At 37.5% G+C, this 26,547-nt stretch carries 22 protein-coding genes, 3 tRNA genes and 2 pseudogenes; 17 read left to right on the top strand and 10 right to left on the bottom strand.

Annotated features, from left to right (window positions below; genetic code table 11):
• Positions 1 to 366: 366 nt before the first annotated feature.
• The 11 genes from RT723_RS07775 (at position 367) to nth (ending at position 8,987) form a co-directional block, all read left to right on the top strand.
• A tRNA-Asn gene (locus tag RT723_RS07775) sits at positions 367 to 443 on the top strand.
• A gap of 22 nt (positions 444 to 465) precedes the next feature.
• Positions 466 to 542, top strand: a tRNA-Asn gene (locus tag RT723_RS07780).
• A 25-nt stretch (positions 543 to 567) separates the two neighbouring features.
• A tRNA-Asn gene (locus RT723_RS07785) sits at positions 568 to 644 on the top strand.
• Positions 645 to 1,256: 612 nt separating this feature from the next.
• Entirely contained in the window at positions 1,257 to 2,240 is a 984-nt protein-coding gene (locus tag RT723_RS07790; protein ID WP_315946562.1) for a diguanylate cyclase domain-containing protein, read from the top strand.
• Between the two features lie 103 nt (positions 2,241 to 2,343).
• A complete protein-coding gene (gene rsxA, locus RT723_RS07795; protein ID WP_216054095.1) occupies positions 2,344 to 2,925 on the top strand; it encodes an electron transport complex subunit RsxA in 582 nt (193 codons plus the stop codon).
• Positions 2,926 to 3,477, top strand: a complete 552-nt coding sequence (rsxB, locus tag RT723_RS07800; RefSeq protein WP_315946563.1) for an electron transport complex subunit RsxB — start codon at positions 2,926 to 2,928, stop codon at positions 3,475 to 3,477.
• A gap of 14 nt (positions 3,478 to 3,491) precedes the next feature.
• Positions 3,492 to 5,648 (top strand): electron transport complex subunit RsxC, encoded by a 2,157-nt coding sequence (gene rsxC / locus RT723_RS07805; RefSeq protein ID WP_315946564.1) that lies wholly within the window; start codon positions 3,492 to 3,494, stop codon positions 5,646 to 5,648.
• Positions 5,648 to 6,715, top strand: a complete 1,068-nt coding sequence (gene rsxD / locus RT723_RS07810) for an electron transport complex subunit RsxD (protein WP_315946565.1) — start codon at positions 5,648 to 5,650, stop codon at positions 6,713 to 6,715. Before rsxC ends, rsxD begins: the two co-directional genes overlap by 1 nt.
• A 1-nt stretch (position 6,716) precedes the next feature.
• Positions 6,717 to 7,472, top strand: a complete 756-nt coding sequence (gene rsxG, locus RT723_RS07815) for an electron transport complex subunit RsxG (protein WP_315946566.1) — start codon at positions 6,717 to 6,719, stop codon at positions 7,470 to 7,472.
• The gene (locus RT723_RS07820) at positions 7,465 to 8,247 is read left to right on the top strand and encodes an electron transport complex subunit E (RefSeq protein WP_216054099.1); all 783 of its coding nucleotides are present in this window, start codon (positions 7,465 to 7,467) and stop codon (positions 8,245 to 8,247) included. The genes rsxG and RT723_RS07820 overlap by 8 nt, the downstream gene beginning before the upstream one ends.
• A 107-nt stretch (positions 8,248 to 8,354) precedes the next feature.
• Complete coding sequence (nth, locus tag RT723_RS07825; protein WP_315946567.1) at positions 8,355 to 8,987, top strand: endonuclease III; 633 nt, start codon at positions 8,355 to 8,357, stop codon at positions 8,985 to 8,987.
• Positions 8,988 to 9,049: 62 nt separating this feature from the next.
• Here nth and RT723_RS07830 read toward each other — a convergent pair whose 3' ends face one another.
• Positions 9,050 to 9,421 carry a winged helix-turn-helix transcriptional regulator gene (locus RT723_RS07830; RefSeq protein ID WP_315946568.1) on the bottom strand — a complete coding sequence of 124 codons (372 nt, stop codon included), beginning with the start codon at positions 9,419 to 9,421 and terminating at the stop codon, positions 9,050 to 9,052.
• A gap of 338 nt (positions 9,422 to 9,759) precedes the next feature.
• Between RT723_RS07830 and RT723_RS07835 the strand changes: the two genes are divergently transcribed.
• From RT723_RS07835 to RT723_RS07850, 3 genes and pseudogenes are all read left to right on the top strand, one after another.
• Complete coding sequence (locus tag RT723_RS07835) at positions 9,760 to 10,107, top strand: PAS domain S-box protein (protein ID WP_315946569.1); 348 nt, start codon at positions 9,760 to 9,762, stop codon at positions 10,105 to 10,107.
• A gap of 205 nt (positions 10,108 to 10,312) precedes the next feature.
• Complete coding sequence (locus RT723_RS07845; RefSeq protein ID WP_428983626.1) at positions 10,313 to 12,163, top strand: PAS domain-containing protein; 1,851 nt, start codon at positions 10,313 to 10,315, stop codon at positions 12,161 to 12,163.
• 261 nt (positions 12,164 to 12,424) lie between these two features.
• A pseudogene (locus RT723_RS07850) lies at positions 12,425 to 12,685 on the top strand (endonuclease III); the annotation flags it as partial.
• 189 nt (positions 12,686 to 12,874) lie between these two features.
• On the opposite strand, the gene RT723_RS07855 reads toward RT723_RS07850, so the two are convergent.
• Positions 12,875 to 14,827, bottom strand: a complete 1,953-nt coding sequence (locus RT723_RS07855; RefSeq protein ID WP_315946570.1) for an acyl-CoA thioester hydrolase/BAAT C-terminal domain-containing protein — start codon at positions 14,825 to 14,827, stop codon at positions 12,875 to 12,877.
• Positions 14,828 to 15,013: 186 nt separating this feature from the next.
• Between RT723_RS07855 and RT723_RS07860 the strand changes: the two are divergent.
• Positions 15,014 to 15,262, top strand: a pseudogene (locus tag RT723_RS07860) (endonuclease III); the annotation flags it as partial.
• A 61-nt stretch (positions 15,263 to 15,323) separates the two neighbouring features.
• Here the strand turns inward: RT723_RS07860 and RT723_RS07865 are convergent.
• The 3 genes from RT723_RS07865 to RT723_RS07875 all read right to left on the bottom strand — a co-directional run bounded on the left by RT723_RS07865 (position 15,324) and on the right by RT723_RS07875 (position 18,382).
• Positions 15,324 to 16,208 (bottom strand): LysR family transcriptional regulator, encoded by an 885-nt coding sequence (locus RT723_RS07865; protein ID WP_315946571.1) that lies wholly within the window; start codon positions 16,206 to 16,208, stop codon positions 15,324 to 15,326.
• A gap of 109 nt (positions 16,209 to 16,317) precedes the next feature.
• Entirely contained in the window at positions 16,318 to 17,358 is a 1,041-nt protein-coding gene (locus RT723_RS07870; RefSeq protein ID WP_315946572.1) for a methionine synthase, read from the bottom strand.
• 28 nt (positions 17,359 to 17,386) lie between these two features.
• Positions 17,387 to 18,382, bottom strand: coding sequence for a DUF1852 domain-containing protein (locus RT723_RS07875; RefSeq protein ID WP_315946573.1), 996 nt, complete (start codon positions 18,380 to 18,382; stop codon positions 17,387 to 17,389).
• A gap of 611 nt (positions 18,383 to 18,993) precedes the next feature.
• On the opposite strand from RT723_RS07875, the gene RT723_RS07880 reads away from it, so the two are divergent.
• Both RT723_RS07880 and RT723_RS07885 read left to right on the top strand, forming a co-directional pair.
• Positions 18,994 to 19,536: a cytochrome b gene (locus RT723_RS07880; RefSeq protein ID WP_315946574.1), complete on the top strand. Its 543-nt coding sequence runs from the start codon at positions 18,994 to 18,996 to the stop codon at positions 19,534 to 19,536.
• Between the two features lie 38 nt (positions 19,537 to 19,574).
• Positions 19,575 to 20,141, top strand: coding sequence for a YceI family protein (locus tag RT723_RS07885; RefSeq protein WP_216054113.1), 567 nt, complete (start codon positions 19,575 to 19,577; stop codon positions 20,139 to 20,141).
• An 80-nt stretch (positions 20,142 to 20,221) separates the two neighbouring features.
• On the opposite strand, the gene RT723_RS07890 is transcribed toward RT723_RS07885, so the two are convergent.
• The 5 genes from RT723_RS07890 to RT723_RS07910 all read right to left on the bottom strand — a co-directional run bounded on the left by RT723_RS07890 (position 20,222) and on the right by RT723_RS07910 (position 26,447).
• Positions 20,222 to 20,518, bottom strand: a complete 297-nt coding sequence (locus RT723_RS07890) for a DUF6170 family protein (protein WP_315946575.1) — start codon at positions 20,516 to 20,518, stop codon at positions 20,222 to 20,224.
• A 15-nt stretch (positions 20,519 to 20,533) separates the two neighbouring features.
• Entirely contained in the window at positions 20,534 to 21,958 is a 1,425-nt protein-coding gene (locus RT723_RS07895) for a peptide MFS transporter (RefSeq protein WP_315946576.1), read from the bottom strand.
• A 79-nt stretch (positions 21,959 to 22,037) separates the two neighbouring features.
• Positions 22,038 to 23,531, bottom strand: a complete 1,494-nt coding sequence (locus tag RT723_RS07900; protein ID WP_315946577.1) for a peptide MFS transporter — start codon at positions 23,529 to 23,531, stop codon at positions 22,038 to 22,040.
• A gap of 180 nt (positions 23,532 to 23,711) precedes the next feature.
• Complete coding sequence (locus RT723_RS07905; protein WP_315946578.1) at positions 23,712 to 25,622, bottom strand: sulfatase-like hydrolase/transferase; 1,911 nt, start codon at positions 25,620 to 25,622, stop codon at positions 23,712 to 23,714.
• 36 nt (positions 25,623 to 25,658) lie between these two features.
• Entirely contained in the window at positions 25,659 to 26,447 is a 789-nt protein-coding gene (locus RT723_RS07910) for a phosphatase PAP2 family protein (protein ID WP_315946579.1), read from the bottom strand.
• Between the last annotated feature and the right edge of the window lie 100 nt (positions 26,448 to 26,547).

Here is a 26,547-nt window from a genome sequence, read left to right on the forward strand (position 1 = left end):
AAACAACCTAACCAATTGATAAATAATGATTTATAAAATAATCGGAGATTTTCACATTTACCATATTGACACGCGATTCTACTGGCCTGTAGCAATATATAACAAACTCACACACAGAGTTATCCACAGATTCGGTGGATAAAATGCCACAGACCTTTAACCTCGTGAATTACAAAAAACTGCCCCAAAATGGACAATTTGTTACAACTAAATTTATCTCAAAACTGCAATATATTTTTGTAGTTTATTTAATATTGTTTAGGAACTGTACAAATAGACCAAAATGTCAAATTTAAGGCATAAAATAGGTTGACAGTGGCCTACTCGATAATTAAGATTGCGCCCCGTTGTCAGACGACGATATGTTCCCCCTTAGCTCAGTTGGTTAGAGCGACGGACTGTTAATCCGCAGGTCCCCCGTTCGAGTCGGGGAGGGGGAGCCAATTTAACGTTTGACAATAGTGTTCCCCCTTAGCTCAGTTGGTTAGAGCGACGGACTGTTAATCCGCAGGTCCCCCGTTCGAGTCGGGGAGGGGGAGCCAATTTCTACTTTATTCTCGATACAATTCCCCCTTAGCTCAGTTGGTTAGAGCGACGGACTGTTAATCCGCAGGTCCCCCGTTCGAGTCGGGGAGGGGGAGCCATCGAAACTCCAAGTTCTAAACATCAATTTATATACTCTAAAAGTAAATAGCTGCATCACCTACCCTATTTTATATATTTCTATTAGTTAGAGCGACGGACTGTACTCTTTACCTTGCACAGGTCCACTTTTGTGTTCGGGAGGGGGAGCCATCGAAACGCCAAGTTGTAAACATCAATTTATAAACTCTAAAAGTAAATAACTGCATCACCTACCCTATTTTATATAATTTATATATTTCTATTAGTTAGAGCGACGGACTGTACTCTTTAACTTGCACAGGTCCACTTTTGTGTTCGGGAGGGGGAGCCATCGAAACTCTAAGCTCTAAGCTCTAAGCTCTAAGCTCTAAGCTCTAAGCTCTAAGCTCTAAGCTCTAAGCTCTAAGCTCTAAGCTCTAAGCTCTAAGCTCTAAGCTCTAAGCTCGAAACTCAAAGCTCGAATCTCAAACCTTGATGTTCGATGTACAAAACATCCCACTATTTTTCAAGTTAATAAAGATCACTTTCAATCCTGAAACAAATCTGCTTTTATAGTCTTCTTATAATTTTATATCTAAAAGTCTTAAACGTTTATCTATCCACCTACTATTAAAGAGTGCTTGTTACTTAATATGAGATCAAAACGCCAACGTGTATTCACATTTATATTCTTAAGTATCATTTTAGGTGTCATGTTATCCGGTGTGGTATTGATCACCGCTTCAAATTTAATCCATAACAAACAACAGAATCAGATCCAACTGGTTGAGCAATTCACTTACAGTAATTTGGGTGATAATGCGAAATTACTCTCAAAGCAATTAAGAGCCGCGGTTGAGTTAGAGTTTTTAACCATTACGGACAATAGTGGAAATGTACTGTACCGTTATATTCAAGCGGAAGGTAAGTTGCCTTTAATTACCCCTATTCTCAAACGTTTCTCGCTTTATACCGAACCAACTTCTCTTATCTCATCAAATGGTGAGTTATATATTGAGTTCCACTCTTCGTATGATGAATTTCTACAACCTTTCACTGGACTGCTCTTTTTTATGTTTTTAGCGCCTAGTTTGATCCTTGGTTTAAATAGTATTTTTAAAACAAATAAAATAATGAATAATTCCCTATCTGGACAAGAAAGTGGAAATAAATACCAAAATGTAGATGACCAACAAGTTCGAGATAAACTAACTGGATTAGCAACAGGTCCATTGTTTATAAAATATTTTGAACAAATGTTAAGTGACACCCAAGTAAATCAATCAGGATATTTTGTGTTAATCAGAGCATCACAATTAGAGTATTTAAACTTTAATTTAGGTTACCCAGCTGGCGACAGATATATTCAATTAATTGGGTCAGCGATTTCAACACAACTAATCAAGCACCCTACTGAACAAGCATTTAAGTTAAATGCCTTCGACTTTGGCATTATGTTACCGAGTTATTCTAAACAACAATGCGATACGTTGATTAATCACATTACAGAGCACTTTACTGATTCATTTTTAGAACAAGATGTCTCGGCTAAACTTGGCGTGGCGGCTTTACCTTACGACAACAAAACCAGCCTAACGACTTTATTATCACTTGCCGATACCCAAGCGAATAATTAACAAGCACCCATAACTAAATTTTATCCAATAACCTTATAAATCTTATGTTGTTAATCATGCTGGAAAACCGGATAATACAAAAAAATCAATTTAGCTAGATTTAATGACTGAATATTTTCTTTTATTAGTAAGTACGGTACTGGTTAATAACTTTGTACTCGTAAAATTCTTAGGCCTATGTCCATTTATGGGAGTGTCGAGTAAAATCGAAACTGCTATAGGGATGTCGATGGCGACTACTTTTGTCTTAACTTTGGCTTCAATGTCTAGTTATTTACTCAATACTTACATTCTTCAGCCTCTTGGTATCGAGTATCTGCGTACCATTTCCTTTATTTTAGTAATCGCGGTCGTAGTGCAATTTACTGAAATAGTGGTTCAAAAAACCAGCCCTAAATTATATCGTTTGCTTGGTATTTTCTTGCCATTAATTACAACGAACTGTGCGGTGTTAGGTGTAGCTTTGTTAAACGTCAATGCCGAACACAACTTCTTACAGTCCATTGTTTATGGTTTTGGTGCCGCAGCTGGCTTTTCTTTAGTTCTCGTTTTATTTGCATCAATGAGAGAACGTCTTGCAGTGGCTGACGTGCCTTTGCCTTTTAAAGGGTCTGCAATTGCGATGATCACGGCTGGATTAATGTCTTTGGCCTTTATGGGATTTGCTGGATTGGTGAAATTTTAAATGTACACTTTGTTAATTGCCCTTGGCGCACTCGTAGCCTTAACCATTATCTTTGGTGCTGTTTTAGGTTTTGCTTCTGTAAAATTTAAAGTCGAAGCCGATCCACTTGTTGAGCAGATTGATAACTTACTGCCTCAAACACAATGTGGTCAATGCGGCTATCCAGGTTGTAAACCTTACGCTGAGGCGATCGCCAATGGCGATGATATAAATAAATGTCCTCCAGGTGGCGAAGCTACCATTAAACAACTAGCCGACTTAATGGGCGTTGATGCTAAACCATTAGATTCCGCTCACGGCGAAGAAGATGTTAAAAAAGTCGCATTTATTAGAGAAGATGAATGTATCGGTTGTACCAAATGTATCCAAGCATGCCCAGTCGATGCCATTATGGGCGCATCTAAAGTAATGCATACTGTCATTATTGACGAATGTACTGGCTGCGACTTATGTGTCGAACCTTGTCCTGTCGATTGTATAGATATGGTTCCATTAAGTGCCACAAATTGGAAATGGGATACGTTAGCAATCCCAGTTAAAAACGTTAATTAATTTCAGGTTTTATTTTGCATTCAGAATTAAGTTTAATTGAACAGATGAGAAGTGGAAAACTGTGGGATATTCCTGGCGGTATTCATCCACCTGAGCGAAAATCGTTATCAAACACGAATCCAATTGATATTGCGCCACTTTCCCCAATTTATTATGTACCAATTAAACAACATATTGGTAATGAAGGTGATTTAATTGTTAGTGTAGGCGATCGTGTTTTAGCTGGGCAACCTTTAACGAACCCAAAAGAAGGGTTAAGTTTACCAGTACATGCTCCAACCTCTGGTTTAATTAAAGACATCATTTTACATGTGTCAGCGCATCCATCAGGAATACCAGAAACAACCGTTGTTTTAGAGTCAGACGGTGAAAACATTGCCATCGCCAATCAACCTATCCCTGATTGGCAAAACAAACCGAATTCGGAGTTAATCGCCCATTTAAAATCAATGGGTATCGCCGGTCTAGGCGGCGCTGGTTTTCCAACTTACATAAAAGCCAATCCAACAAAAAATGTTGAATTATTGATCATTAATGCGGTGGAATGTGAACCTTATATCACGGCAGATGACGTATTAATGCGACATTATGCACAAGAGATCATTCAAGGTATTGAAGTTCTTCAGCATATGGTTAAGCCTGAGTTGGTTGTGATTGCAATTGAAGATAATAAACCAGAAGCTATCAGCGCTATCGAAAAAGTCATTGTTGATCACAAACATATTGAAGTAAGAGTTGTGCCGACTAAATATCCTTCTGGCGGCGAGAAACAACTTATACAAATCCTTACAGGTTTAGAAGTGCCAAACCAATCCATCCCAGCAGATATTGGGATTGTAATGCAAAATATTGGTACTTGTTTTGCCATAAAAAAAGCGGTTATAGACGGTGAAGCCTTAATTGAACGTGTGGTTACCATTACCGGTGAATCAATCTCTAGACCACAAAATTTATGGGTAAAATTAGGAGCGCCAATCTCTGATTTATTAACTCATTGTGGTTTAGTGCCAGAACAAGATCAGCGTCTTATTATGGGCGGCCCTATGATGGGCTTTAACATCATGGATATCATGATGCCAGTAGTAAAGAGTACTAACTGTATCTTAGCACCAAGTGAATATTTATTGCCTTCTCGTGGTGTTGAACAAGCTTGTATTCGTTGTAGTTTATGCGCGGATGCCTGCCCTGTTAACTTATTACCACAACAACTATTGTGGTTTAGCAAAGCCAAAGATCACGATAAATTAGAAGAATATAACTTAGCGGACTGCATAGAATGTGGTGTGTGTTCTTATGTGTGCCCAAGTCAAATACCACTAGTTCAATATTACCGTACTAGTAAAGTTGAAATAAAACAGGCAAAAGAAGATAAAATTAAATCAGACAAAGCCAAAGAACGATTTGAAGCACGTCAAGAACGGCTAGAAAGAGACAAACAAGCTCGCCTGCAACGCCATAAAGAGTCTGCTGAAAAACGTAAAAAAGCTTTAGAAAAAGACAACAGCGCCAAAGATAAAATAGCTGCAGCCCTTGCTCGAGCAAAAGCGAAAAAGAATGAACTAGCTGGAACAACGACTGAGGTTGAAAACAAGACTTCAGAAGCTAATATTCCAGAAGTAAAAACAACGGATACTCAAGATAGAGTAGCCGCCGCTATCGCTAGAGCAAAAGCTAAAAAACAGCAAGCTGCATTAAACTCTGATGAGACTAAACCTGATAAAACTAGGACTGATGACACTAAGCCAAAAGATATTAAGGCTAAAGGTACTGAGGTCGTTGAAGAAAAAGTACAAACCGCTGAACAAGCTAAAAAAGATAAAGTGGCAGCAGCTATCGCCAGAGCAAAAGCTAAAAAGCTTAAAGAGGCTGTAGAACCTGCAGTTGCTAACGTTGAAGAAAAAGAGCAAACCTCTGACCCCGTTTCTGCAGAGCAAGTCAAAAAAGATAAAGTGGCTGCGGCTATCGCCAGAGCAAAAGCTAAAAAGCTTAAAGAAACAAATGAAACTGAGCCTAAGACAGATAACACAAGCTCTGAAAGTATTGTGCCACCGGTTAGTGAACAGATGTCTACAGATAGTAAAACGCCAGAACAAATTAAAAAAGACAAAGTGGCCGCTGCAATTGCCAGAGCAAAAGCCAAAAAACAGAAAGATCAAGGTGAGCAAAAATAATGAAACGACTGACAAATCTTTTTGTAAGCTCGCCGCACAGTAGAGCGGGATTAACCACTAATCAAGTGATGAGAGCGGTGTGTTACGCCTGTTTACCTGGCGTAGCCGCCCAAGTTTATTTCTTTGGTTGGGGCGTCATGGTTCAAATATTTTTATGTATCTTGGTGGCCTTAATATCCGAAGCTATCATTTTGACCTTAAGAGAAAAGCCAGTTAGAGCTACTTTAGCTGACGGTTCAGCTATGTTAACGGGTTTGTTAATTGCCGTTTCTATACCGCCATTAGCGCCTTGGTGGATAAGTGTCATCGGCGTCTCTTTTGCAATTATTATCGTAAAGCAGTTATACGGTGGACTTGGTTTTAACCTTTTTAATCCTGCAATGGCAGGTTATGTCGTATTGCTAATTTCATTTCCGGTTGCCATGACCAATTGGATGCCTGTTCAACAGTTAATGACTTATGACATCAGTTTGATGGATAGTATCGCTGCGGTATTCACTGACTTTACTCAAGATGGTTATAGCGTGACACAATTACGCATGGCTGTTGATGGTATAACAATGGCAACACCACTTGATAACTTTAAGACCCAAATAGATTTAGGGTTAACCGCCTCAGAAATTACTAACTCCCCAATTTATGGTGAGTACGGAGGTACTGGTTGGGAATGGGTTAATTTAGGTTATTTAGTGGGAGGTTTATTATTACTTAAACAGGGTGTTATCCGTTGGCATATACCGCTTGCTGTTATCGCCAGCTTATTTACCTTAACCTTAATCAGTTACTCTATTACACCTGATTTAACGTTAACACCGATGGCGACATTATTTTCAGGTGCAACTATGTTTGCCGCTTTCTTTATCGCCACGGACCCAATCTCATCTTCAACAACAATTAAAGGTCGCTTAATATTTGGCGCTATTGTTGGCTCGTTGATCTTTATGATCAGAGAATGGGGGGGCTATCCTGACGGCGTCGCTTTTGCCGTATTGTTAGCAAATTTAGGTGTACCTTTAATCGACTATTACACTAAGCCAACCGTTTATGGTCACAAAGGTAAGGCGTAAAATGAATAAAAACTTATTAATATTCACCTCTAAAAAGAATGCCTTATTGCTTTCAGCTTTTGCTGCTGTGTGTACTTTATTAGTCTCGCTCACTTATGTGTATACTGCGCCATTAATTGAACAACAAGCACAACAAGATTTATTGAATAAACTCAACCAAGTGTTAGTACCTGAACGTTTTGACAATAATCCATTAGAAAATTGTTTGCACATCACCGACAAGTCTATTTTTGGCGATGATGAAAGCCATGTAATTTACCGTGCAACCCAACAAGAGCAGCCATACGCCTTAGTGTTTCAAACTCAAACACTGAAAGGTTATAACGGTTTAATAAAGCTGATGGTCGCGATTGATAAAACAGGTAAAGTACAAGGTGTTAGAACATTACAACACAAAGAAACACCTGGACTTGGCGATAAGATTGACTTGGAAAAGTCCAACTGGGTTTTGTCATTTAATGATATGAAAGTAAATTCTGATACTGACAAACGATGGTTTGTAAAAAAAGACGGTGGTTACTTTGATCAGTTTACGGGCGCAACTATCACACCAAGGGCCGTTGTTAATCAACTTCGTCAATCCATCAGATATGTTAGCTCAAACTTTGATCGTTTGTTTGTTATGGAAAACCAATGTGTGGTTGATGAATTGCTACCTCCAGACTCATTGGTACAACCTATAACTACAGATCCCCAATCGCAACTTGAAGAGCAGAAGGCTACATTAACTACTAAAGACGAGGTGTCTAATGACTAATACCACGACTTCAGGTGAAATAAACGATAATGAAGATATAGACAACGACTTAATAGAGCCAAAAGCTAATGCTTTTAAGTTAGTTGATTGGTCAGGTATAGCTAAAGAAGGACTATGGAAAAACAATCCTGCACTGGTTCAGTTATTAGGTTTATGCCCTCTTCTTGCGGTCACTAATACTTTTATTAATGCATTGGGGTTAGGGATTGCCACTATGTTAGTTTTAATAGTGTCTAACTTGACGATTTCATTGGTTAAAGATTGGGTAACAAAAGAAATACGCATCCCGGTATTTATCATGATCATTGCCTCGTTTGTTACCATCGTCGAGCTTTTAATGAATGCTTATACTTATGGACTGTATTTATCATTAGGTATTTTCATTCCACTCATTGTTACTAACTGCGCCATCATTGGCCGAGCAGAAGCTTACGCTTCAAGAAACCCACCTCTTAATGCCGCATTTGATGGATTGATGATGGGACTAGGCTTTACCGTGATCCTATTATTACTCGGCGGTGCACGTGAAATTATTGGCCAAGGTACGTTATTTGATGGAGCGCATTTATTATTTGGTGAATGGGCAAGAACGTTAGAGTTTCAAATTTTTCACTTTGATCAACAGTTTCTTTTAGCTGTGCTTCCACCCGGCGCATTCATAGGTATGGGCTTTATAATTGCGGGTAAAAACTATCTAGATAACAAAGAACTTGAAGAGCAAAAAAACAAAGCTGCTAAAAAAGTTGAACGCGCTAGAGTAACAACGGTTAATTAATTTGAGTTTCGAGTTTCGAGTTTCGAGTTTCGAGTTTCGAGTTTCGAGTTTCGAGTTTCGAGTTTCGAGTTTCGACAGAATAAGTGGTAAGAGATTTAAAGTCTAAGATGAATAAAACAAAACGTTTAGAAATATTAACTCGATTAAGAGATAACAATCCAAACCCAACAACCGAGTTGGAGTTCTCAAGCCCATTTGAATTGTTGATCGCTGTTTTATTATCGGCACAAGCTACAGATGTAAGCGTCAACAAAGCAACGGCTAAACTTTATCCTGTTGCAAATACACCTGAGGCAATTTTAGCCTTAGGCGTAGAAGGCTTAAAAGAGTATATAAAAACCATCGGCTTATTTAATACCAAAGCCGAAAACACCATTAAAACCTGCCAAATGTTAGTTGATCTGCACAACTCGGAAGTACCAGAAGACAGAGCAGCCCTAGAAGCGCTACCAGGTGTTGGTAGAAAAACCGCTAACGTTGTATTAAATACTGCATTCGGCTGGCCAACAATAGCTGTCGACACCCATATAGACCGCGTATCCAATCGCACCAAATTCGCCATGGGTAAAAACGTAGTAGAAGTTGAAAAAAAGCTTCTTAAGGTTGTACCAGCAGAGTTCAAAGTCGATGTGCACCATTGGCTAATCCTTCATGGCAGATACATATGTACTGCCCGAAAACCGAAGTGTGGCGCTTGCATCATTGAAGATTTGTGTGAGTTTAAGGATAAAACCGAATAGAGCGGCTCTGAACTTTAAACAAACCTATCTTTAACCCATACTTTAAAATTAAACTCGGCAAATTACTTTGAGTTCAACTTTATGCCATGTGCTTCAGACCACTCTCGTAAAGTGTCCAAAATTGACAACGCCGATTTCCCAAAGTCCGTTAGCTCATAAGTAACGGCAATAGGTCTATCGTTAATAACTTTTCTAATGACCATACCTTCTTCTTCGAGTTCTTTTAGACGTTGATCAACCATCTTTTTTGTCGCTCCACCAAGCATTCTGGTTAAATCATTAAATCGAACAGGGCTGTCTTTGAGGTGATAAATGATTGAGGCTTTCCATTTACCGCCAATTAACCGCATGCCTTTTTCTATCGCACAAGGTTCCATGCACGCGTCATAAACTATTTTTCTCCCTTTACTATCTGTTTTTATTGAACTTTCCACTAAAACTCACTTATTCAACCTAGGTTACGAAAAGTATACTAATTGATCATTTATTTTAGGTACCTAAAATATACCACCATCAAACGTTCATAATACATTTAATTCTAGGAAAAACCCAAATGTGTAATATATTAATGGTCAATGGTCAATGGTCACCATTATTATCCTTTTTCTGAAGGCAAGCTGAACGCTACGCTAAATGTATTTTTTTAGGCGTACTTAAAGTGTTCATAGGTTAAATTCGAATTTGAAAAGGTCTTTAGTCATTGAGCAATTTATGGCAACTTACCCGATTGTTTATTATATTAACTTTACAACCTTTTAAATAAAGTTTTTACATGACAGACTCTTCTGATTTAAACGTTACTCTTCATGAGATAAATAAAAATAAAGGCGAGGCCGCCTTTCCAATGCACTTAAATAATCAAGAACTATTAACGTTTTTGAAATTATCCACGGAATTGGCTGCTGATGAAGTTTTTTGGATGAAATCAGACTCAGAAATATTTTATGTAAACAGTGCCGCTTGTGCAAAACTCGGATATAAGAGAGAAGAGCTTATTGGCAAAAAGGTGTGGGAATGGGACCCATTGTTTCCTAAAGAAGTCTGGCCAACCTTTTGGAAGGAACTAAAAGAAAAAAACATGTCGATTTCGAAACTCAACACCAAAACAAGGAAGGAATAACCTTTCCGGTTCGAATTAAAGGTCACTTTATAGAACATAATGAAGAAGGGATATTATTCGCTTTCGTATCTGATATATCAAATGTAAAAAATCAAGAAAAAAAGCTTGAAGAAAACAACATAAAAATTAATGAACTGTTAGAGCAGGAAAAGAAAAATTTGCTGATTTCGTCAATTTAGCCCCTGTAGGAATTTCCATCAATAAAATGGAAACAGGCGAATTTGACTACATTAATGACGAGTTTAGTCGATTCACTGGCTACAGTATTGAAGAACTCAATCAGATGAATTATTGGCAATTAACGCCAAAAATATATGAAGAACAAGAAAATAAACAGCTTAGCTTAATGGCTACAAAAGGCAGCTATGGGCCATACCAGAAAGAATATATTCATAAAAAAGGACACACTTATCCGGTTCTTCTTTCGGGCATTAAGATAACGGATAATAACGGACAAGAATATATTTGGTCCGTCGTACAAGATATTTCTCAACAAAAAGCAGTAGAAGTTAAATTACAAGAAGCGAAAGAAAAAGCAGATGCTAGCGCTTTTAAAATGCAGTTAGCCAATGATTCAGCAGGCATTGGGGTTTGGGAGTTGGACTTAAACTCTAATGAACTTATCTGGGATGAATGGATGTATAAACTGTATGGCATAAAAACAGATAAATTTTTAGGCGCTTATCAAGCATGGGAAAATAGCGTACATCCAGAAGATATTGAGGATGCAAAAGTAAAATTAGAAGCCGCGATAAATGGTACCGGCATTTACGATACAGAGTTTCGTATCATTCGTCCTGATGGCGAAATAAGAACCATGAAAGCAAGTGCAGAAGTGGTAAGGGATGATACAGGTGCCCCCATTTCAGTTATTGGGGTTAACTACGACATTACTGAAAAGGTAAATACACTTGCAACGTTGATCCAAGCTAAAAAAGAAGCTGAAAATTCAGCCAAAGCAAAGAGTGCATTTTTAGCTAATATGAGTCATGAAATTAGAACACCGATGAATGCAATTTTAGGCGGATTACAGTTATTAAAGAACGCTGATTTGGATCTAGAACTAAAAAACACACTAAACAATGCTTCATTTTCAGCGCAAAGCTTACTTACTATCATCAATGACATATTAGATTACTCAAAAATTGAATCAAATAAACTCGAACTGGAAGAAGCGCCATTTTCTCTTCAAGAAATTCTGGATTCAGTTCAATATGATTTAGATTCAGAAGTAAGCAACAAAGGGATAGATTTCTCTGTATCTACCGATAACACTTGTGCTGATAGCTGGCTGGGTGATCTAGTTAGGGTTAAGCAAATATTATTAAACCTAGCATCGAATGCGGTTAAATTTACCAGTGAAGGTAGTGTACAAATAAAAGTAACTGAGCAAATTTATAATAATCAAGAAGCTATTCAATTTGAGGTGATTGACTCAGGTATTGGAATGAATTCAGATGCACAACAGCGTATTTTCGAGCGATTCTCACAAGCTGATACATCAACGACCAGAAAATACGGCGGCACTGGATTAGGTATGTCGATTACGATAAGTTTAATTAAACTCATGGGAGGAGAAATTAAATTATCCAGTGAATTAAACAAAGGCACAGAAATTAAAGTAACCCTACCTTTAAAGCACTCAAAAATTACCACTAAGCATACGAAAGAAAAGTCTCTTACAGCCCCAAAACTCGCAAAATTTAATATCTTAATTGCTGAAGATAACCGAATTAATCAAGCATTAATTAAGTCATTTTTAAAACCAACAACGGCAGACCTAACTTTTGTGGAAAATGGCCAACAAGCTGTAGACGCAGTAAAACAGAAAAAATATGATTTGATTTTTATGGATATTCATATGCCTGAAATGGATGGAATTGAGGCTCAAATACTCATTAATGAGTTTGACTCACGTATTCCTGTTATTGCATTAACAGCCAATGTTATGAAGGAAGATATTGAATATTACTTAAGTCAGGGGTTTACGGCTCATATAGGTAAACCAATAGATATAAATAACCTTTATGGGCTGTTGCATCAATTTACTTCATAGCTATGGGTATAACATTGCATTAATCTCATTACCAGTTCCTTACCGTATTTCAAGTCATTACTCATCTATAACATGAACAGGGTTCTGTCATATATACAGCTTTTGATGAAATCACACTGATTACGAGTTAACTTATCGGTGAGGTTCTATTTTTGAACAACCAAGTTACATTATGTCTGTTTTAGACTGTTCTGCACTTACTTAATGAAAAGTTAATGTCCTCAATTGGCTAAAAACAGCCTACAAGTATTACCTGTATTTCTACTTTCATTATCTTTCGGTTGGCCTACCATCGCTGTAGACACGCATATTGACCGCGTATCCAACCGCACCAAACTTGCACCTGGCAAGAATGTAAAAGAAGTAGAAACTAAACTACTTAAAGTAGTGCCTGCTGAATTCAAAGTGGATGTTCACCACTGGCTAATACTGCACGGCCGCTATATTTGTACCGCCAGAAAACCTAAATGCGGAGCCTGTATTATTGAAGATTTATGTGAGTTTAAGGATAAGACTGAGTAGCCTGCTTCCTATTAATTTCTATATTGTCACCACAGCCAAAGGCTGTGTTGAGTTTTTAAGACTTGTATTCGATATTCGATATTCGAATATTTCTCAATCGACAGTGAATGACTTAAGGCAGTTATCCGCCGATACCATTTTACCCAGACCGATAAATTAGCAAACTGAAAAATCATTATTTTAACCATGCTAAAGCTTCTGACTATCCTCTAAGGCGTCGAATACCTTGCCGATAATCACATAAAGATTTTGTTGATCAAATTCGAATTCTGTTTCTGTTTGCACCCGATGTACAAAAACGAGATCAGAGCTTGGGTAAACCCCTAGCATATGAACACCAACGCCAGTGTGATAAAACGCTTTGTTGGGCCTATCTGCCTTTGGAATTATGACGTTCCAAAGCATACCATAACCGAAATCCATATAAGGATTTGTCACCGAGTATGATGTTGTGCTTCTTTCTATCCAGTCTCTCGAAATTATTTGCTTGTTGTTCCACACACCATAGTTTTCATAAAGCTGACCAAAAAGGGCCATGTCATAGGCAGACATTCGGAAGTGATAGGCGGGATACTTAGATTTTTCTGATTCAAATTGATAAAAGCCATCTACTTCGAGTTCTGTGATATCAGTATTTCTTGTTATCGTGACATTGCTGCCTGTAAATTGCTTCATGCCTAAAGGCTTGGCTATTTCTTTGTAGTAAGCGGTGTAAATACTTTGTCCACTAAGTTTTTCAAAAATTGCTCCGGCTACATTAAAATCCCAATTATTATAGGCGTATTTTTCACCAGGGGTAAATGTTCCTCGCGCTGGAAGTTTGTCGAGCATCGCTTGGCTAGTGGCTGCTGCGGGTAAATAAACCCCAGAACGTGACTGAAGTAACTCTCGAACGGTTGCTGACTTTTCGATTTCTGTCAAAGGTGTGATGTCATCAATTCTCAGTTCAAAGAGCGATGCATTTAAATCAATCAGCCCTTGGTCAGTGTATATACCATATAGTGCGTTAAGCATCGGCTTACGGATGGAATGGATAGTATGTTTTTGGTAGATATCACCAAATTCAAAAATTACTTTACCCCCTCGCATCAAGACTAATGATGAAGTATTACTCGTTTTTAAAAAATCCCTTAAGTCATCTAATTTGTCATGGTTGAATGAGGCTGTGCTCGTGTAGCAATTAGGTGCTTTTATTATGTTAACCATTTGTTTTAATGCGTCGCTTTGCGCCATTGCATTCCCTTCTGGAGTGCCACCGAGAATCACCGTCTGACCATCATCATTTGTAAACTGTGTCAAATTACTCGGAAGGCCAGGACTTATTATATGACCAGCATTGGGATAGACAATAGACTTTACACGCACCGATACGCCTTTTGATGCGATGTCTTTTTGTAAAATTCCTGCCATTGTTGCAGAAGGCCATAACTTATCATCATCGCCTGCAAGTAAAAGCACTTGACCTTTAATATTGCTTGCATCAATTTGTTTATCTGCAGCATCTGGGTGATTGAGATCTTGTTTAAAGTAGTCAAGACCAATAAACTTTTCGACGGAATAATCTGGTTGTGAGTGTCTTGGTACAAATGACAGCGGATTGCCATTGAAAGTCCATGCTGCTGCATTAATGTCTCCCATTGCTCCCCAAACATGAGAACTAGGAGATAGTGCAATAACGGGAGAATAATTATCATTATGCGCGCCTACTAATAAGGCGAGTTCCGCTCCTCGTGAGCTTCCAACTATAGGTACTTGCCCACAGTGATTGCGAGAGAGTGTAGGAGAAGAGTCGATGTAGTCTAAAGCGTAATCCACATATTCAATCGGAATTTCTTTAAGCGTAGTAGGCAAGTTTTTTGTACCGAAGTACCCCACAACCACTACCGCTATACCTTTTTGTGCTAGCGCAACTGCCGTTTGGCTAGCTGTATAATAACCGCCCTCCGAGCCACCAAGAACGATTGCCGTTATACGTGGCAAGCTATTTCTTTGTACGCCATGTTTAGGCGTAATTAATAATCCCTGCAGTTTTGAAGTATCTATCCGCTCAACATTTACGTTATCTGGATAGCCAGGTTTATTACATCCCAAGAGAAAAAACGTGACGCTAAGCACGATTAAAATTTTTTTGAAAAAATCCATATAAGTACTCTTTTTATTTTATTAAACAATCCTTAAAGAGCTAATTCAAACTACAATTGTAAAGGAATATTTCATGCGTAAAGAAGGATTATCAAGCAAACCAACTTTTATTTTTACCCTCTAAACAGCCATACCTACACATATATTTTCAATAAATATACAGTCTAATTGACTCTACCCTAATTATCTTTTGGCTGGCCTACCATAGCGGTAGACACGCATATAGACAGAGTGTCCAACCGCACTAAACTTGCACCGGGTAAAAACGTAAGAGAAGTCGAAGAAAAGCTGCTTAAAGTAATACCAGCAGAATTCAAAGTCGACGTTCACCACTGGTTAATCCTCCACGGTCGTTATATCTGTGTTGCCCGTAAACCTAAATGTGGTGCTTGTATTATTGAAGACTTATGTGAGTTTAAAGATAAGACTGACTAGTTTGCTGCTGTATTCAAAATACGATTCTATATTAAAAATACGATTCTAAATTAAAACCTGGTTACTTAGTATTTTTAGCTTGGGTTATAAAATCGTTTAAATATTCGATATCCTGTTCGTCTTTTCTAATACCAACAAAGATTTGTTTACTGATACCCTTTTTGCCAAAGCGAATACTTTTGATGGCCATTGATTTTGAATACTCATCCACCAGCCAACCGGGTAACGCACAAATGCCTCTGCCAGCCGCGACCATTTGTAACATGATCTCTGTGGTTTCAATAATTTTGTGTTTTTTTACTGAGCACTTTGCTGGAGTAAGAAATTGGCTAAAAATATCGAGACGTTGTGGTTCAACAGGATAGGTAAATAGCACCTCTTCGCTGAGTTGCTCCGGCAATACAAAGTCTTGTTGGGCTAATTGGTGAGACGCAGCAACCACCAATTTATGCTCATAATCAAAAACAGGGATGTAATCAATTTTAGGTTTAAACAATGGATCGGGTGTGATCAGCACATCTATCTCATAACTCAGCAATGCCCCTAAAGCGCCGAACTGAAACTTTTGTTTTACGTCCATATCAATATCAGGCCACTGCTCTAAATATGGTTGTATCACTCTAAGTAACCACTGATAACATGGGTGGCACTCCATGCCTATTCGTAAAGCGCCCATTTCGCCTTTAGCAATTTGTTTTAATAAAAGCTCAGTACGGGAAAACTGTGGCAGTATTCTATTAGCAAGCGTTTGAATACGTTCACCTGCCGGTGTTAGACGTAGATTTCGGCCATCTTTTTTCCAAATACTGGTACCAAGCTGACCTTCTAGTTTTTTAATACTATGGCTTAACGCAGATTGCGATAAATGTAACGAATCGGCTGCTTTTGTTAAAGTTCCCTGTGTTTTTATTGCCGTTAGTATTTCTAAGTGAATCCTTTCCAACATACGTTAGCTCCAATTGCTTACTTTAATCATGAGTTATATTCATTGATTAATAAAATTATATCAACCTAATTCATGGAATAAACATCTTCATAAAATAGGAAGTAACTGATTAATTGGTTAACTCTTTTCTGACTATTGCTGCACCTGCACTTAACGCATGTAGCTTGCCACGTGCGACGTCACGAGATAATGGTGCCATACCGCAGTTGGTGCATGGGTAAAGTTTGTCAGCATCAACATATTTAAGCGCTTCACGCAGAGTATTAGCCACTTCCTCTGGCGTTTCTATGGTATTGGTTGCAACATCAATAACCCCGACCATCACTTTTTTGCCTCTAATAAGCTCCAGTAAGTCAACGGGCACGCGAGAGTTGTGACACTCTAAAGAAATAATATCGATATTTGAGTTTTTAAGTTTTGGCAATATTTGTTCGTATTGTCGCCATTGACTACCCAAGGTTTTCTTCCAATCGGTATTGGCTTTAATGCCATAGCCATAACAAATATGAACGGCGGTTTCACACTTAAGCCCTTCTATTGCTCTTTCTAAACAAGCAATGCCCCACTCATTCACATCATCAAAAAACACATTAAATGCAGGTTCGTCAAACTGGATAATATCAACGCCAGCGGCTTCTAATTCTTTGGCTTCTTGATTTAGTATTTTGGCAAATTCCCATGCTAAGGTTTCACGGCTTTTATAGTAGTCATCATAAAGTGTATCTATCATGGTCATGGGACCAGGAAGCGCCCATTTAATAGGTTGTTTAGTCTGCTGACGTAAGAACTTAGCGTCTTCAACAAATACCGACTTTTCTCTACTCACAGGGCCAACCACTGTTGGAACACTTGCATCGTAACGGTCTCGTATTTTAACCACCTTACGATTCTCAAAATCGACCCCCGTTAAGTGCTCTATAAAGGTAGTTACAAAATGTTGGCGTGTTTGTTCACCATCACTCACTATATCTAGGCCTGAGCTAACTTGTTCTTGCAGAGCAACTCGTAACGCGTCGTGTTTGCCTTCTATTAATTCTTGCCCATGTAATTTCCAATCAGACCAAAGAGTTTCTCGCGTTGCAAGCCAAGAGGGTTTTGGCAAGCTTCCTGCCGTTGATGTAGGTAATAATATTTTTTTAACTGTTTTCATAATCTAAATTCAGACTCCATGAAGATATTTAAGCGTGGCTCATCTGTAAGTGCGACTTATTTTTGTGCACGTTTAGCATTGCTTTATAAAGTGGTTTTATAAAATGCTCTTGTGCAAACTTTCCTTGTTCAATACCCAACCTACTTCGCTCTGCTCGGTCATAAGTAATATGCGTTAATGAATGATCTAAGTTGTTTAAATTAGGCTGATAACATTGTCCAGCAACCGTATTAGCATTGTATATTTCAGGTCGATAAATCTTTTGAAAGGTTTCCATCGTGCTAATAGTGCTGATCAATTCAAGGCTAGAGTAATCATTTAGCAAATCACCAAAGAAATAAAATGCCAAAGGCGCAACACTATTTGGCGGCATAAAATATCGAACCTGCAGACCCATTTTTTTAAAATATTGCTCAGTTAACGAAGATTCATTTGGTTTGTACTCAGCACCTAACACTGGGTGTTTGTTTTCAGTTCTATGATAGGTTTTATTATCCGACACACTTAAACATACAACAGGCGGTTTATTAAACTGTTGTTTGTAGGCATCTGAACTCACAAAATCCTGGAACAGTTTCCCGTGTAACTCACCAAATCCCTCAGGGATACTAAATGTAGCTTTGCCTTTATTATGCTCTAACAGCAAAACACTAAAATCATAATCACGTACATAAGAAGAGAAGTTGTTGCCAACAATGCCTTCAATGCGCTCGTTATTTTTATGATCAACTATGTTTGTTTTTAATACTTCTATTGACGGAAATGCTTTGCCGCTACTATCAATTGCCACATCAACAGAGATAATTTCCAGTTCAACGGAGTAACGGTCACTGTTAGGATTATCCCAATATGCTAAGGCATTGAAGCTATTGTTCATCATCTTTAAGGCGTTACGTAAATTCTGTTTACAGTTCTCCCCTCTTGCCAAGTTTGCGAAATTGGTGGTGATACGCGTATTGTCTGAAGGTTGATAATTTTCATCAAGAGGCGTGTTTTTAATGGCAAATGTAAAACTTGTATCCATGATTGTCCTATATCCAATTTATTCTAATAACCCTGATTTTTCCTACTCGATTCTCAAGTTTCATTATTAAAAACGTCACTATCATTTTTAATTTGTTACTAACTAGACCTTCGAGTGAAGAGCTGAATATGTTTTATACTTGGTTAGGTAAATGAAAAAAAATGGTATTACTTCATCAATCCATGAATGAAATTCATAATATTCTCGTTAAGAAGTCATCTTTATTCATAAATTTACGGGAATAGAATGATTACTACTATGTGAAATCCTAAGCTAGGATCATTAACGGTTTGTTTGACTTTAATAGGAAAGGACAAATTAGATATTTATTTTCATATACAAATACAGAAATACTTTCCAACTTTTTACTAATGAATCAGTTGTGTTTTTACTAAACAAGCCAATTAATTAACAAAAACCAAAGGAGATGGGAAATGAACATACAAAACAATACCTTACACGAAAACTTATAATATACTTGGTTATCACTCCAAACTCTTACAACGCAAAACCATTCTATTTTTTCGAAAGGTATTAATGAAAAATATAAATTTAACTTGGTTAAATAGAATGTATTATATAAACATTAGATTACTCAGAGACGATTCATTATGCTTAAAAATACAGACGCACAGTTTGGTTTAGTGAGTACTTATGTCCATTGGCTAAGTGCAATAATGGTATTCAGTTTATTTGCCGTCGGTTTTTGGATGGTGGATTTAAACTACTACAGTGAATGGTATAAAACAGCCCCTTATTATCATAAGGCATTTGGCTTAACCTTGTTCTTTATTACTTTATTTAGGATATGCTGGAAACTCATTAACGTGTCTCCAAAAGAGTTAGGAAATAACAAATTGGAACATAAACTCGCCAAAGTTGCTCATTTAGCCCTTTATGGCTTGTTATTACTTATCATGTTCAGTGGATATTTAATCTCAACGGCTGATGGTAGAGGGATTGAATTGTTTAGTATCGTCACTATACCATCCATGGGTGAGCTATTTCCAAATCAAGAGGACCTCGCTGGGGAAATACACGAAATTGCAGCATATACAATTATAGCAATGGTTGTACTTCATATTGGAGCAGCTTTAAAACATCATTTTGTAGATAAAGATGCTACTTTAAAACGTATGACAAAATTTAAATAATAACGATTCATTATTAACTTTAATAAAAGAGAAATTACATGAAAAAAATGACACTAACGTTAGTTGGACTTCTAGCATTAACCGCAAGCCAATTTGCAACTGCAGCCGATTATGTATTAGACACAAAAGGCGCACATGCGTTTATCAACTTTAAAGCCAGCCATTTGGGTTACAGCTGGTTAACTGGCCGTTTTAATACCTTTGACGGTAAATTCAGTTACGATGCTAAAAATGTCGGTGCCACCCAAATCACCGTTAATATCGACGCAACTAGCATTGATAGTAACCATGCAGAACGTGATAAACATTTACGTAGCGATGATTTCCTATCAACGGATAAGTTCCCAACCGCTAAATTTGTTAGTACAAAAGTAACTGATAAAGGCGAAGGAAAAATTGAAGTTAAGGGTGATTTTACATTACATGGCGTTACTAAAAACATCACAATTGACGCAACTAAAATTGGTGAAGGTAAAGATCCGTGGGGTGGATACCGTGCTGGTTTTGCTGGAACAACGACCATTGATGTTGCTGATTATGACTTTAAAGCCTCATGGGCTGGTAAAATTCAATTGGAGCTATTAATTGAAGGTATTAAACAGTAATACCGTAGCTCAATAAGCAAAAGGCACTATTTAACGATAGTGCCTTTTTTATTGCTTAAATATATTACTTAAATTAGCCGTTAACCTTGTTTAACCTGCTCAACAGACTCAGCTAAATACTCTCTTACAAAGTATATCGTAAGTGGTTTGGTTACAATTGGATATAGCAGGAATAATAATATTAGCCATGGCATTACAGACCAACTTTGCACACTGGCTATCAAAAAAAATACAGGAGCAATTAGCAAAAACTTTATGGTATGCAATACCGCTTTTTTAGGTAATGTTAACTTACCTTTCGCTATTTCTAATGCCAACATACGTTGAGAATAATTTAACCCAGCAAATTCAGTTATCTTACGCGTATCAAAAAACATTCATATTACCCACAGTTACATACCTTCATGCGTCGCAACCACGGCGACTTCTTCTTCTAGTTTTTGCTCTTCGTCATCGCAATGTTTACCTTGAGCGCCGTGCATCCAATTGATTAATTTATTTGACAGCAAAAATACAATTAATGCGGTCACTAACCCGGCAATAGCGATTGATGAAAATATTGTGAATGCGTTTTCAACTTGTTGTTCTGAGTCCCCCACTAACGAACCAATAAACCCAGCCAATTTATTTGCCAATGCAGTACAAAACAACCAAACGGCGATTAACAATGATGTTAACTTCACAGGCGCTAGTTTACCAATCATAGACAAACCAATAGGTGATAAACATAACTCGGCTAAGGTATGAAATAAGAAAGCAAAAACGAGAAATAACATACTTACTTTGACCGACTCATCACCACCTTGTGAATAAGTAGCCCAAACCATGACTAAAAAACCAATAGATAACATAACCATAGCGATAGAAAACTTAATGGGAGCCTCAGGTTCTTTGTCACCTAACTTCACCCAAAAAGATGCAATAACAGGCGCGAGTAAAATAATAAACAAACCATTTAATGCTTGAAACCAAGTGGCAGGCACTTCAAATCCAATCAAGTGTCTATCGGTAAACTCAGAAGCATAAATAGTAAATAACCCACCAGCTTGCGCAAAACCCACCCAAAATATTATTGAGAAGACACTCATTAAGATAATCACTTTAGTACGATCTTTTTCATCTTTAGTTAATGGTGCGGTATGGATGGGTTGTTGTTTCTTTAGCGCAACTTTTGCAGCTGGTGCTAAACCTAGCTCTCCTAAATACAATTTGCCATAAACAATTTGCATAGTAAGACCTATCAACATGCCAACACCAGCGATAGCAAATCCATAATGCCAATTTATCGTTTCACCAACTGACCCAATAATTAATGGTGAAATAAAAGCACCGAAATTAATACCCATGTAAAAAATAGTGAAACCACCATGACGGCGATCATCATCTTCTTTAAATAAACCTGATACTAAGCCAGACATATTGGCTTTAAATAACATATTACCTAGGAGAATTAATAACAAACCTAGATATAAAAATTGATGTTCAAGACCTTGAATAAACTCTGAGGGGACAGCTAATGTAAAGTAGCCAAAAGTTAATAAAAAACCGCCATAAATAATGGCTTTTCGTTGTCCTAATACATGATCCGCTATCCAAGTACCAAATAACGGCATGATGTAAATTAACATAGTAAACGTGCCATACAAGCTAAGCGCGTCCACGGTTGACCAAGCCAACCCATTATTTGACGTGGCTGCGACTAAATACAGAACTAATAAAGCCCGCATTCCATAATAACTAAAGCGTTCCCACATATCCGTATTCGCCAATAAAAACAGTCCTTTGGAATAGCCTAATATTTCAGTTTGTTGAGTCATTAATTAGCCGTATTTATTATTATTTTAGACATATACAAAAAAGCCCTAATTAAAGGGCTTTTTATGAACAGACAGGAGGCTATTTCACTTCTGCTGCTTTTTCCCATGATTTAGTTTTAAAGCTTAATAAAACTAACACTATACCAATACCAATACTGAATAAACTTATTTGAATATAAAGTGCTGGAATTTGTTCAACATTATTAGGGTCAAAGTTACCCGCTAATAATCCTGAAATGATACTTCCCATTGAGTAAGTTAATACAAACACACCCATTAACTGACCTGAGAAACGCTTAGGTGATAATTTACTTACCGCACTTAACGCAACCGGGCTCAAACATAACTCACCGACAGTGTGTAAGAAGTAAGTTGCAACCAACCAATAAGGCGCTACTTTCAATCCAGATGCAGCGTATTGCGCAGCAAAGAACATTACGATAAAGCCAGTTGCCATAATAATTAGGCCAAGTGCTGTTTTAACACTGTACGATGGGCTGATCATCTTTTTCGCTAAGTTAACCCATAATGCGGCAAAAAACGGAGATAATGCAATAATGAAGATTGAATTTAATGACTGAAACCAACCTGTCGGGATTTCAAAAGAACCAATCATTCGATCCGTATAATCACGAGCAAATAAGTTTAACGAAGAACCAGCTTGTTCAAAACCAGAGAAAAAACAAATAGAAGCAATACATACTAATAGTAGTGCGCCCATGCCTTTCTTTTCATTTTCATTTAAGTTGCCTAAGAAGTAAATACCACCAAAATAAGCAATAAATACAAGAGTAAAAACGACAGCGGTAGACTCAGCTAGTGATACTGGGTCAATAACAATAGTACCGGCAAAGGTCATTGCCGTCACAGCGGCTAATGCAACCAAACCAGCAACGATAACCATCCAACTGATTTTTTGGCCATTGCTTGACATAGGGTGTGTCGGTTCAGCACCTACACCATTTAAGCGAGGTGTTGTCTTTTTATAGATCACTAGGCCTATTGCCATACCTATTGCAGCAGCACCAAATGCCCAGTGCCAACCATAACTGTCACTTTCCATCAAGTAGCCACATACAGTGTAACCAATGAGTGAACCTATGTTGATACCCATGTAATAAATAGCAAAACCGGCATCACGACGATCATCATTGTCAGCATATAATTGGCCAACTAAAGAACTCATATTAGGTTTTAATAAACCAGTACCAAGTACAACAAAGATTAATCCAATAAAGAAAGATGCATCATGTGGTATCGCCAATATAATATGGCCACACATGATAATAATACCACCATACCAAATAGCACTTTGGCCACCAATTAAACGGTCAGCAATCCAACCACCTGGTAATCCCATAAAGTATACAGCACCAGTATATAGGCCATATATTGCAGCAGCAGAGGCAACCGTGATACCAAGGCCACCTTCTTGTAATGATGCAGTCATAAATAGTACTAACATCATTCGCATACCGTAGTAACTCATTCGTTCCCACATTTCGGTTGTGAACAATGTTAGCAATCCGCCTGGTTGTCCAAACCATGTTCCAGTATATTCTGGTTTATTCATAAGTGTCCCTTACGATTATAGTTATTATTTTTAAACGTCTTCTATGAGTCGTTTCGTGTATATCAAACCCACTGTTTATACCGTCATCATGCTGATGATGCAAGAGCAGTGAGTCTAATAGTAGGTTCAACTGGTTATAATTTGTAAGCTTTTACCCACTAAGCGCAAATTGCTTATGGATTAATGATTTAATAGTGTCGATTCTTGTTCTTTTAATTGATTTAATTTTTGGTAATTAAAGGCTTCATTCTCTTGGTTTATATCTTCAACAGAGTAACTTTCTATATTTAACCCTGTTGCATAAACCTGCCCATCAATTAAATACGCTTTATCTTTATAACTACTAATAATTAACCCCGCGCGCTGTTCAGGTAATTCAAATAAATTAAAGCCCGAGCTATAGTCACTGCTTGGATTAGCGCAATGTATTGCCTGTTGTAATATGGTAGGCACAACATCAATATGGCCAGTTAATTGGTTAACGGAAGTGGCTACATCTTGATTTGGCTGTTTTATGATTAGAGGCACTGCAGTTTGGTATTTAGCAAAGTTACTGCCGTGGCCCCAATAACCGTTATTGTCATCGTTAAACTCTTCACCGTGATCTGACGTTACAATCGTTAACGTATTGTGTGCAACATCGGTGGCATTTAACACAGACCAAAGCTCCCCAAACAAACTATCAACATAGTTAACTGAGTTTTTATAATCATTAAATAGTGGCTTGCCATCCATATGTTTATCAAATAGAAAGGCTTCTGGATTAGTTTCTACCGGTTGGAATAAGTTGTGTTCTTCTGGGTATTGGTAGTTATGATGGCTAGCACTTAAAAACACAAATTTAAACCAAGGTTTGTCCGATGGTGTTTGTAAGTCTTTAACTAATGCATCCACAGCTAGTTTATCATTAATATATACTTTGTCTTTTAACGGGTTGACGTAATTTTCATCATTTATCTTGCCAAAAAACATCGCTTTTAGTGAAAACCTATCCAAGTTTGAAGAAGTATAAACATCAATATCATAACCTTGCTGCTCTAGGGTTTTAGTCAACAAACTCTGATGTTGATATGGGGATGACGTCATATAGTCTCTATATGTTGGATGTAATCCATACAATAAGCTGAATAATCCATTTACCGTTACACTGCCACCACTGTAATGATTATCAAATTGGGTTGCTTGTTGAGAAAATTCAAAGATATTCGGCGTAACTTTGTTATCCATCACATCCTGACGCCAACTTTCCATCACAAAAATTAGTATATTAGGCTTGTGATTATCCCGTTCTGATGTTTCTGCTTTACACGTTAATGGGTGAGCTGGATATTGTAACAATCCACTTTTTGACTTTCCGGCCAAGATTGAATCGATTTGATCACTCTGGTTATTCGTCTGCTCGGGGAAAATATTAGGGTAATTCGCTTTTAACTTGGTCATTAATTTGTTTGACGTTAATGGCGCATAATATGGAAGATAAGGCGTAAATCGAGTGATATTGGCATTTTTATAATCATATCCAACAATATGAATTGTTTGTCCAATTAAGAAAATGACAAAAACAGCTGAATTAACCCATTTTAGTTTTAGCTTAGGTAAGTTATTAACTTTTTTATAAATAACAAAGTTAATTAAAAATATTACGGAATAAACAACTAAAGATAATAAAACTAACCAAATGGATATGCCTATTCCTTTAAAGTCATGCAACAACATATTGATGAATAACATATCGATATGAAAGCGATATATATCAAAAATGAAGTAATCAGCCACCAACATCATGTCGAGCAAAAATTTAGGTATTAAGATTAACCAAAGTAGTTTCCGCCCCCATAGAACAGGCATCAACACGAACGTCAACAGCATTAAAATGAAGTAATAATAAATAGGAATCGTTAGCGCGTACACGGCCCCTAACGTGGTTAATTTAACGTCTGCATTAAATATGAACGCCAATAACAACAGATAGGTAAAAACGAAACTATAAAGCACAAACTGGAACAGCTTAGTGCTATTGTCTCGAACTGAAAATGCCCTTTTAAGCCATCCTAATGCATTGGTTATAGTTGCGTTAATTTCGTTTGCCATGTTTGACCTAAATTCTTTCTAACTAAATATTTTGAGTTACCAATTAACAGCAACAGAAACGCCAATTCCATCGCCAAAAGTATATGGACTTACTTGCATCCAGTTGCCATTTAAGCCATTAGAGTTGACGGCATCTACCGCTTCCCAAGCCATAAACCAACCTAATAAAGCTTGCGAGAAATAATGCGCATCATCGTTAACTCGTGACCAAGCTGAAAGGCCAGAAGCGAATAAAGCTAGATTTTGTTGCATTGGACTTAGGTGATCCATCTTAGATAAAACCAAAAAAGGAACCGCGCCCATAAATGCATGACCGCTTACCCCATTATCATCATTAAAAGGACGCCAATGTGCATCTTGGTAATGGTCTCGCGGCCTTGATCCACCAGTTAATAACTGTAACGTACCAACCGCTGGAGCTCCGACTAGGTAAGACCTAAACGTTAGTTGTCCCCAATGACCAAAAGCATTCTTTGTAGAAGACAACTGCATTGCAGTTGCGGCTAATGAGATTGGTACCATTAATGTTTTTTCACCAAATAACTTGGCAACACTGGAAATATTGTCTGAAAAACTCGATTTAATATTATCTTGATGCCAAGTTTGAATTTTTGGATCTAGTCGTGAATTAGCAACAACAGCACCTAGTGAAAACACACCGGCAACCCTTAACAAACGGTCTCGTTGATAAAACGTTTCGTAATCATTAAGGATCTCAGACCATATAAGGTCGCTGTTTAATTCAAATCGTTCTTGCGCGATAGTTTTGAAAGCAGTGAATTGTAGAATGGTTGCAGCAATTAAATATTTATATAAATTTTGCATGACGTCCTATCATCTAAATAAAGTTAATTTTGTTGAAAGTGTATTTCGGGGGAGATTAACACAAGATAAACGCAGTTTTTAGCAAATAGTGATATTTAGC

This window comes from Psychrosphaera aquimarina (assembly GCF_032461525.1).
GTDB classification, from domain to species: Bacteria; Pseudomonadota; Gammaproteobacteria; order Enterobacterales; family Alteromonadaceae; genus Psychrosphaera; species Psychrosphaera aquimarina.

Excerpts from the sequence above, each read along its gene's own strand:
- RT723_RS07910 (WP_315946579.1), bottom strand. The coding sequence starts at position 26,447 with ATGCAAAATTTATATAAATATTTAATTGCTGCAACCATTCTACAATTC.
- RT723_RS07890 (WP_315946575.1), bottom strand. The coding sequence starts at position 20,518 with ATGTTTTTTGATACGCGTAAGATAACTGAATTTGCTGGGTTAAATTAT.
- RT723_RS07880 (WP_315946574.1), top strand. The coding sequence starts at position 18,994 with ATGCTTAAAAATACAGACGCACAGTTTGGTTTAGTGAGTACTTATGTC.
- rsxG (WP_315946566.1), top strand. The coding sequence starts at position 6,717 with ATGAATAAAAACTTATTAATATTCACCTCTAAAAAGAATGCCTTATTG.
- nth (WP_315946567.1), top strand. The coding sequence starts at position 8,355 with ATGAATAAAACAAAACGTTTAGAAATATTAACTCGATTAAGAGATAAC.
- RT723_RS07855 (WP_315946570.1), bottom strand. The coding sequence starts at position 14,827 with ATGGATTTTTTCAAAAAAATTTTAATCGTGCTTAGCGTCACGTTTTTT.
- rsxB (WP_315946563.1), top strand. The coding sequence starts at position 2,926 with ATGTACACTTTGTTAATTGCCCTTGGCGCACTCGTAGCCTTAACCATT.
- RT723_RS07895 (WP_315946576.1), bottom strand. The coding sequence starts at position 21,958 with ATGACTCAACAAACTGAAATATTAGGCTATTCCAAAGGACTGTTTTTA.
- RT723_RS07820 (WP_216054099.1), top strand. The coding sequence starts at position 7,465 with ATGACTAATACCACGACTTCAGGTGAAATAAACGATAATGAAGATATA.
- RT723_RS07900 (WP_315946577.1), bottom strand. The coding sequence starts at position 23,531 with ATGAATAAACCAGAATATACTGGAACATGGTTTGGACAACCAGGCGGA.
- RT723_RS07845 (WP_428983626.1), top strand. The coding sequence starts at position 10,313 with ATGGAAACAGGCGAATTTGACTACATTAATGACGAGTTTAGTCGATTC.
- RT723_RS07875 (WP_315946573.1), bottom strand. The coding sequence starts at position 18,382 with ATGGATACAAGTTTTACATTTGCCATTAAAAACACGCCTCTTGATGAA.
- RT723_RS07835 (WP_315946569.1), top strand. The coding sequence starts at position 9,760 with ATGACAGACTCTTCTGATTTAAACGTTACTCTTCATGAGATAAATAAA.
- RT723_RS07905 (WP_315946578.1), bottom strand. The coding sequence starts at position 25,622 with ATGGCAAACGAAATTAACGCAACTATAACCAATGCATTAGGATGGCTT.
- rsxD (WP_315946565.1), top strand. The coding sequence starts at position 5,648 with ATGAAACGACTGACAAATCTTTTTGTAAGCTCGCCGCACAGTAGAGCG.
- RT723_RS07865 (WP_315946571.1), bottom strand. The coding sequence starts at position 16,208 with ATGTTGGAAAGGATTCACTTAGAAATACTAACGGCAATAAAAACACAG.
- RT723_RS07870 (WP_315946572.1), bottom strand. The coding sequence starts at position 17,358 with ATGAAAACAGTTAAAAAAATATTATTACCTACATCAACGGCAGGAAGC.
- rsxA (WP_216054095.1), top strand. The coding sequence starts at position 2,344 with ATGACTGAATATTTTCTTTTATTAGTAAGTACGGTACTGGTTAATAAC.
- RT723_RS07885 (WP_216054113.1), top strand. The coding sequence starts at position 19,575 with ATGAAAAAAATGACACTAACGTTAGTTGGACTTCTAGCATTAACCGCA.
- RT723_RS07790 (WP_315946562.1), top strand. The coding sequence starts at position 1,257 with ATGAGATCAAAACGCCAACGTGTATTCACATTTATATTCTTAAGTATC.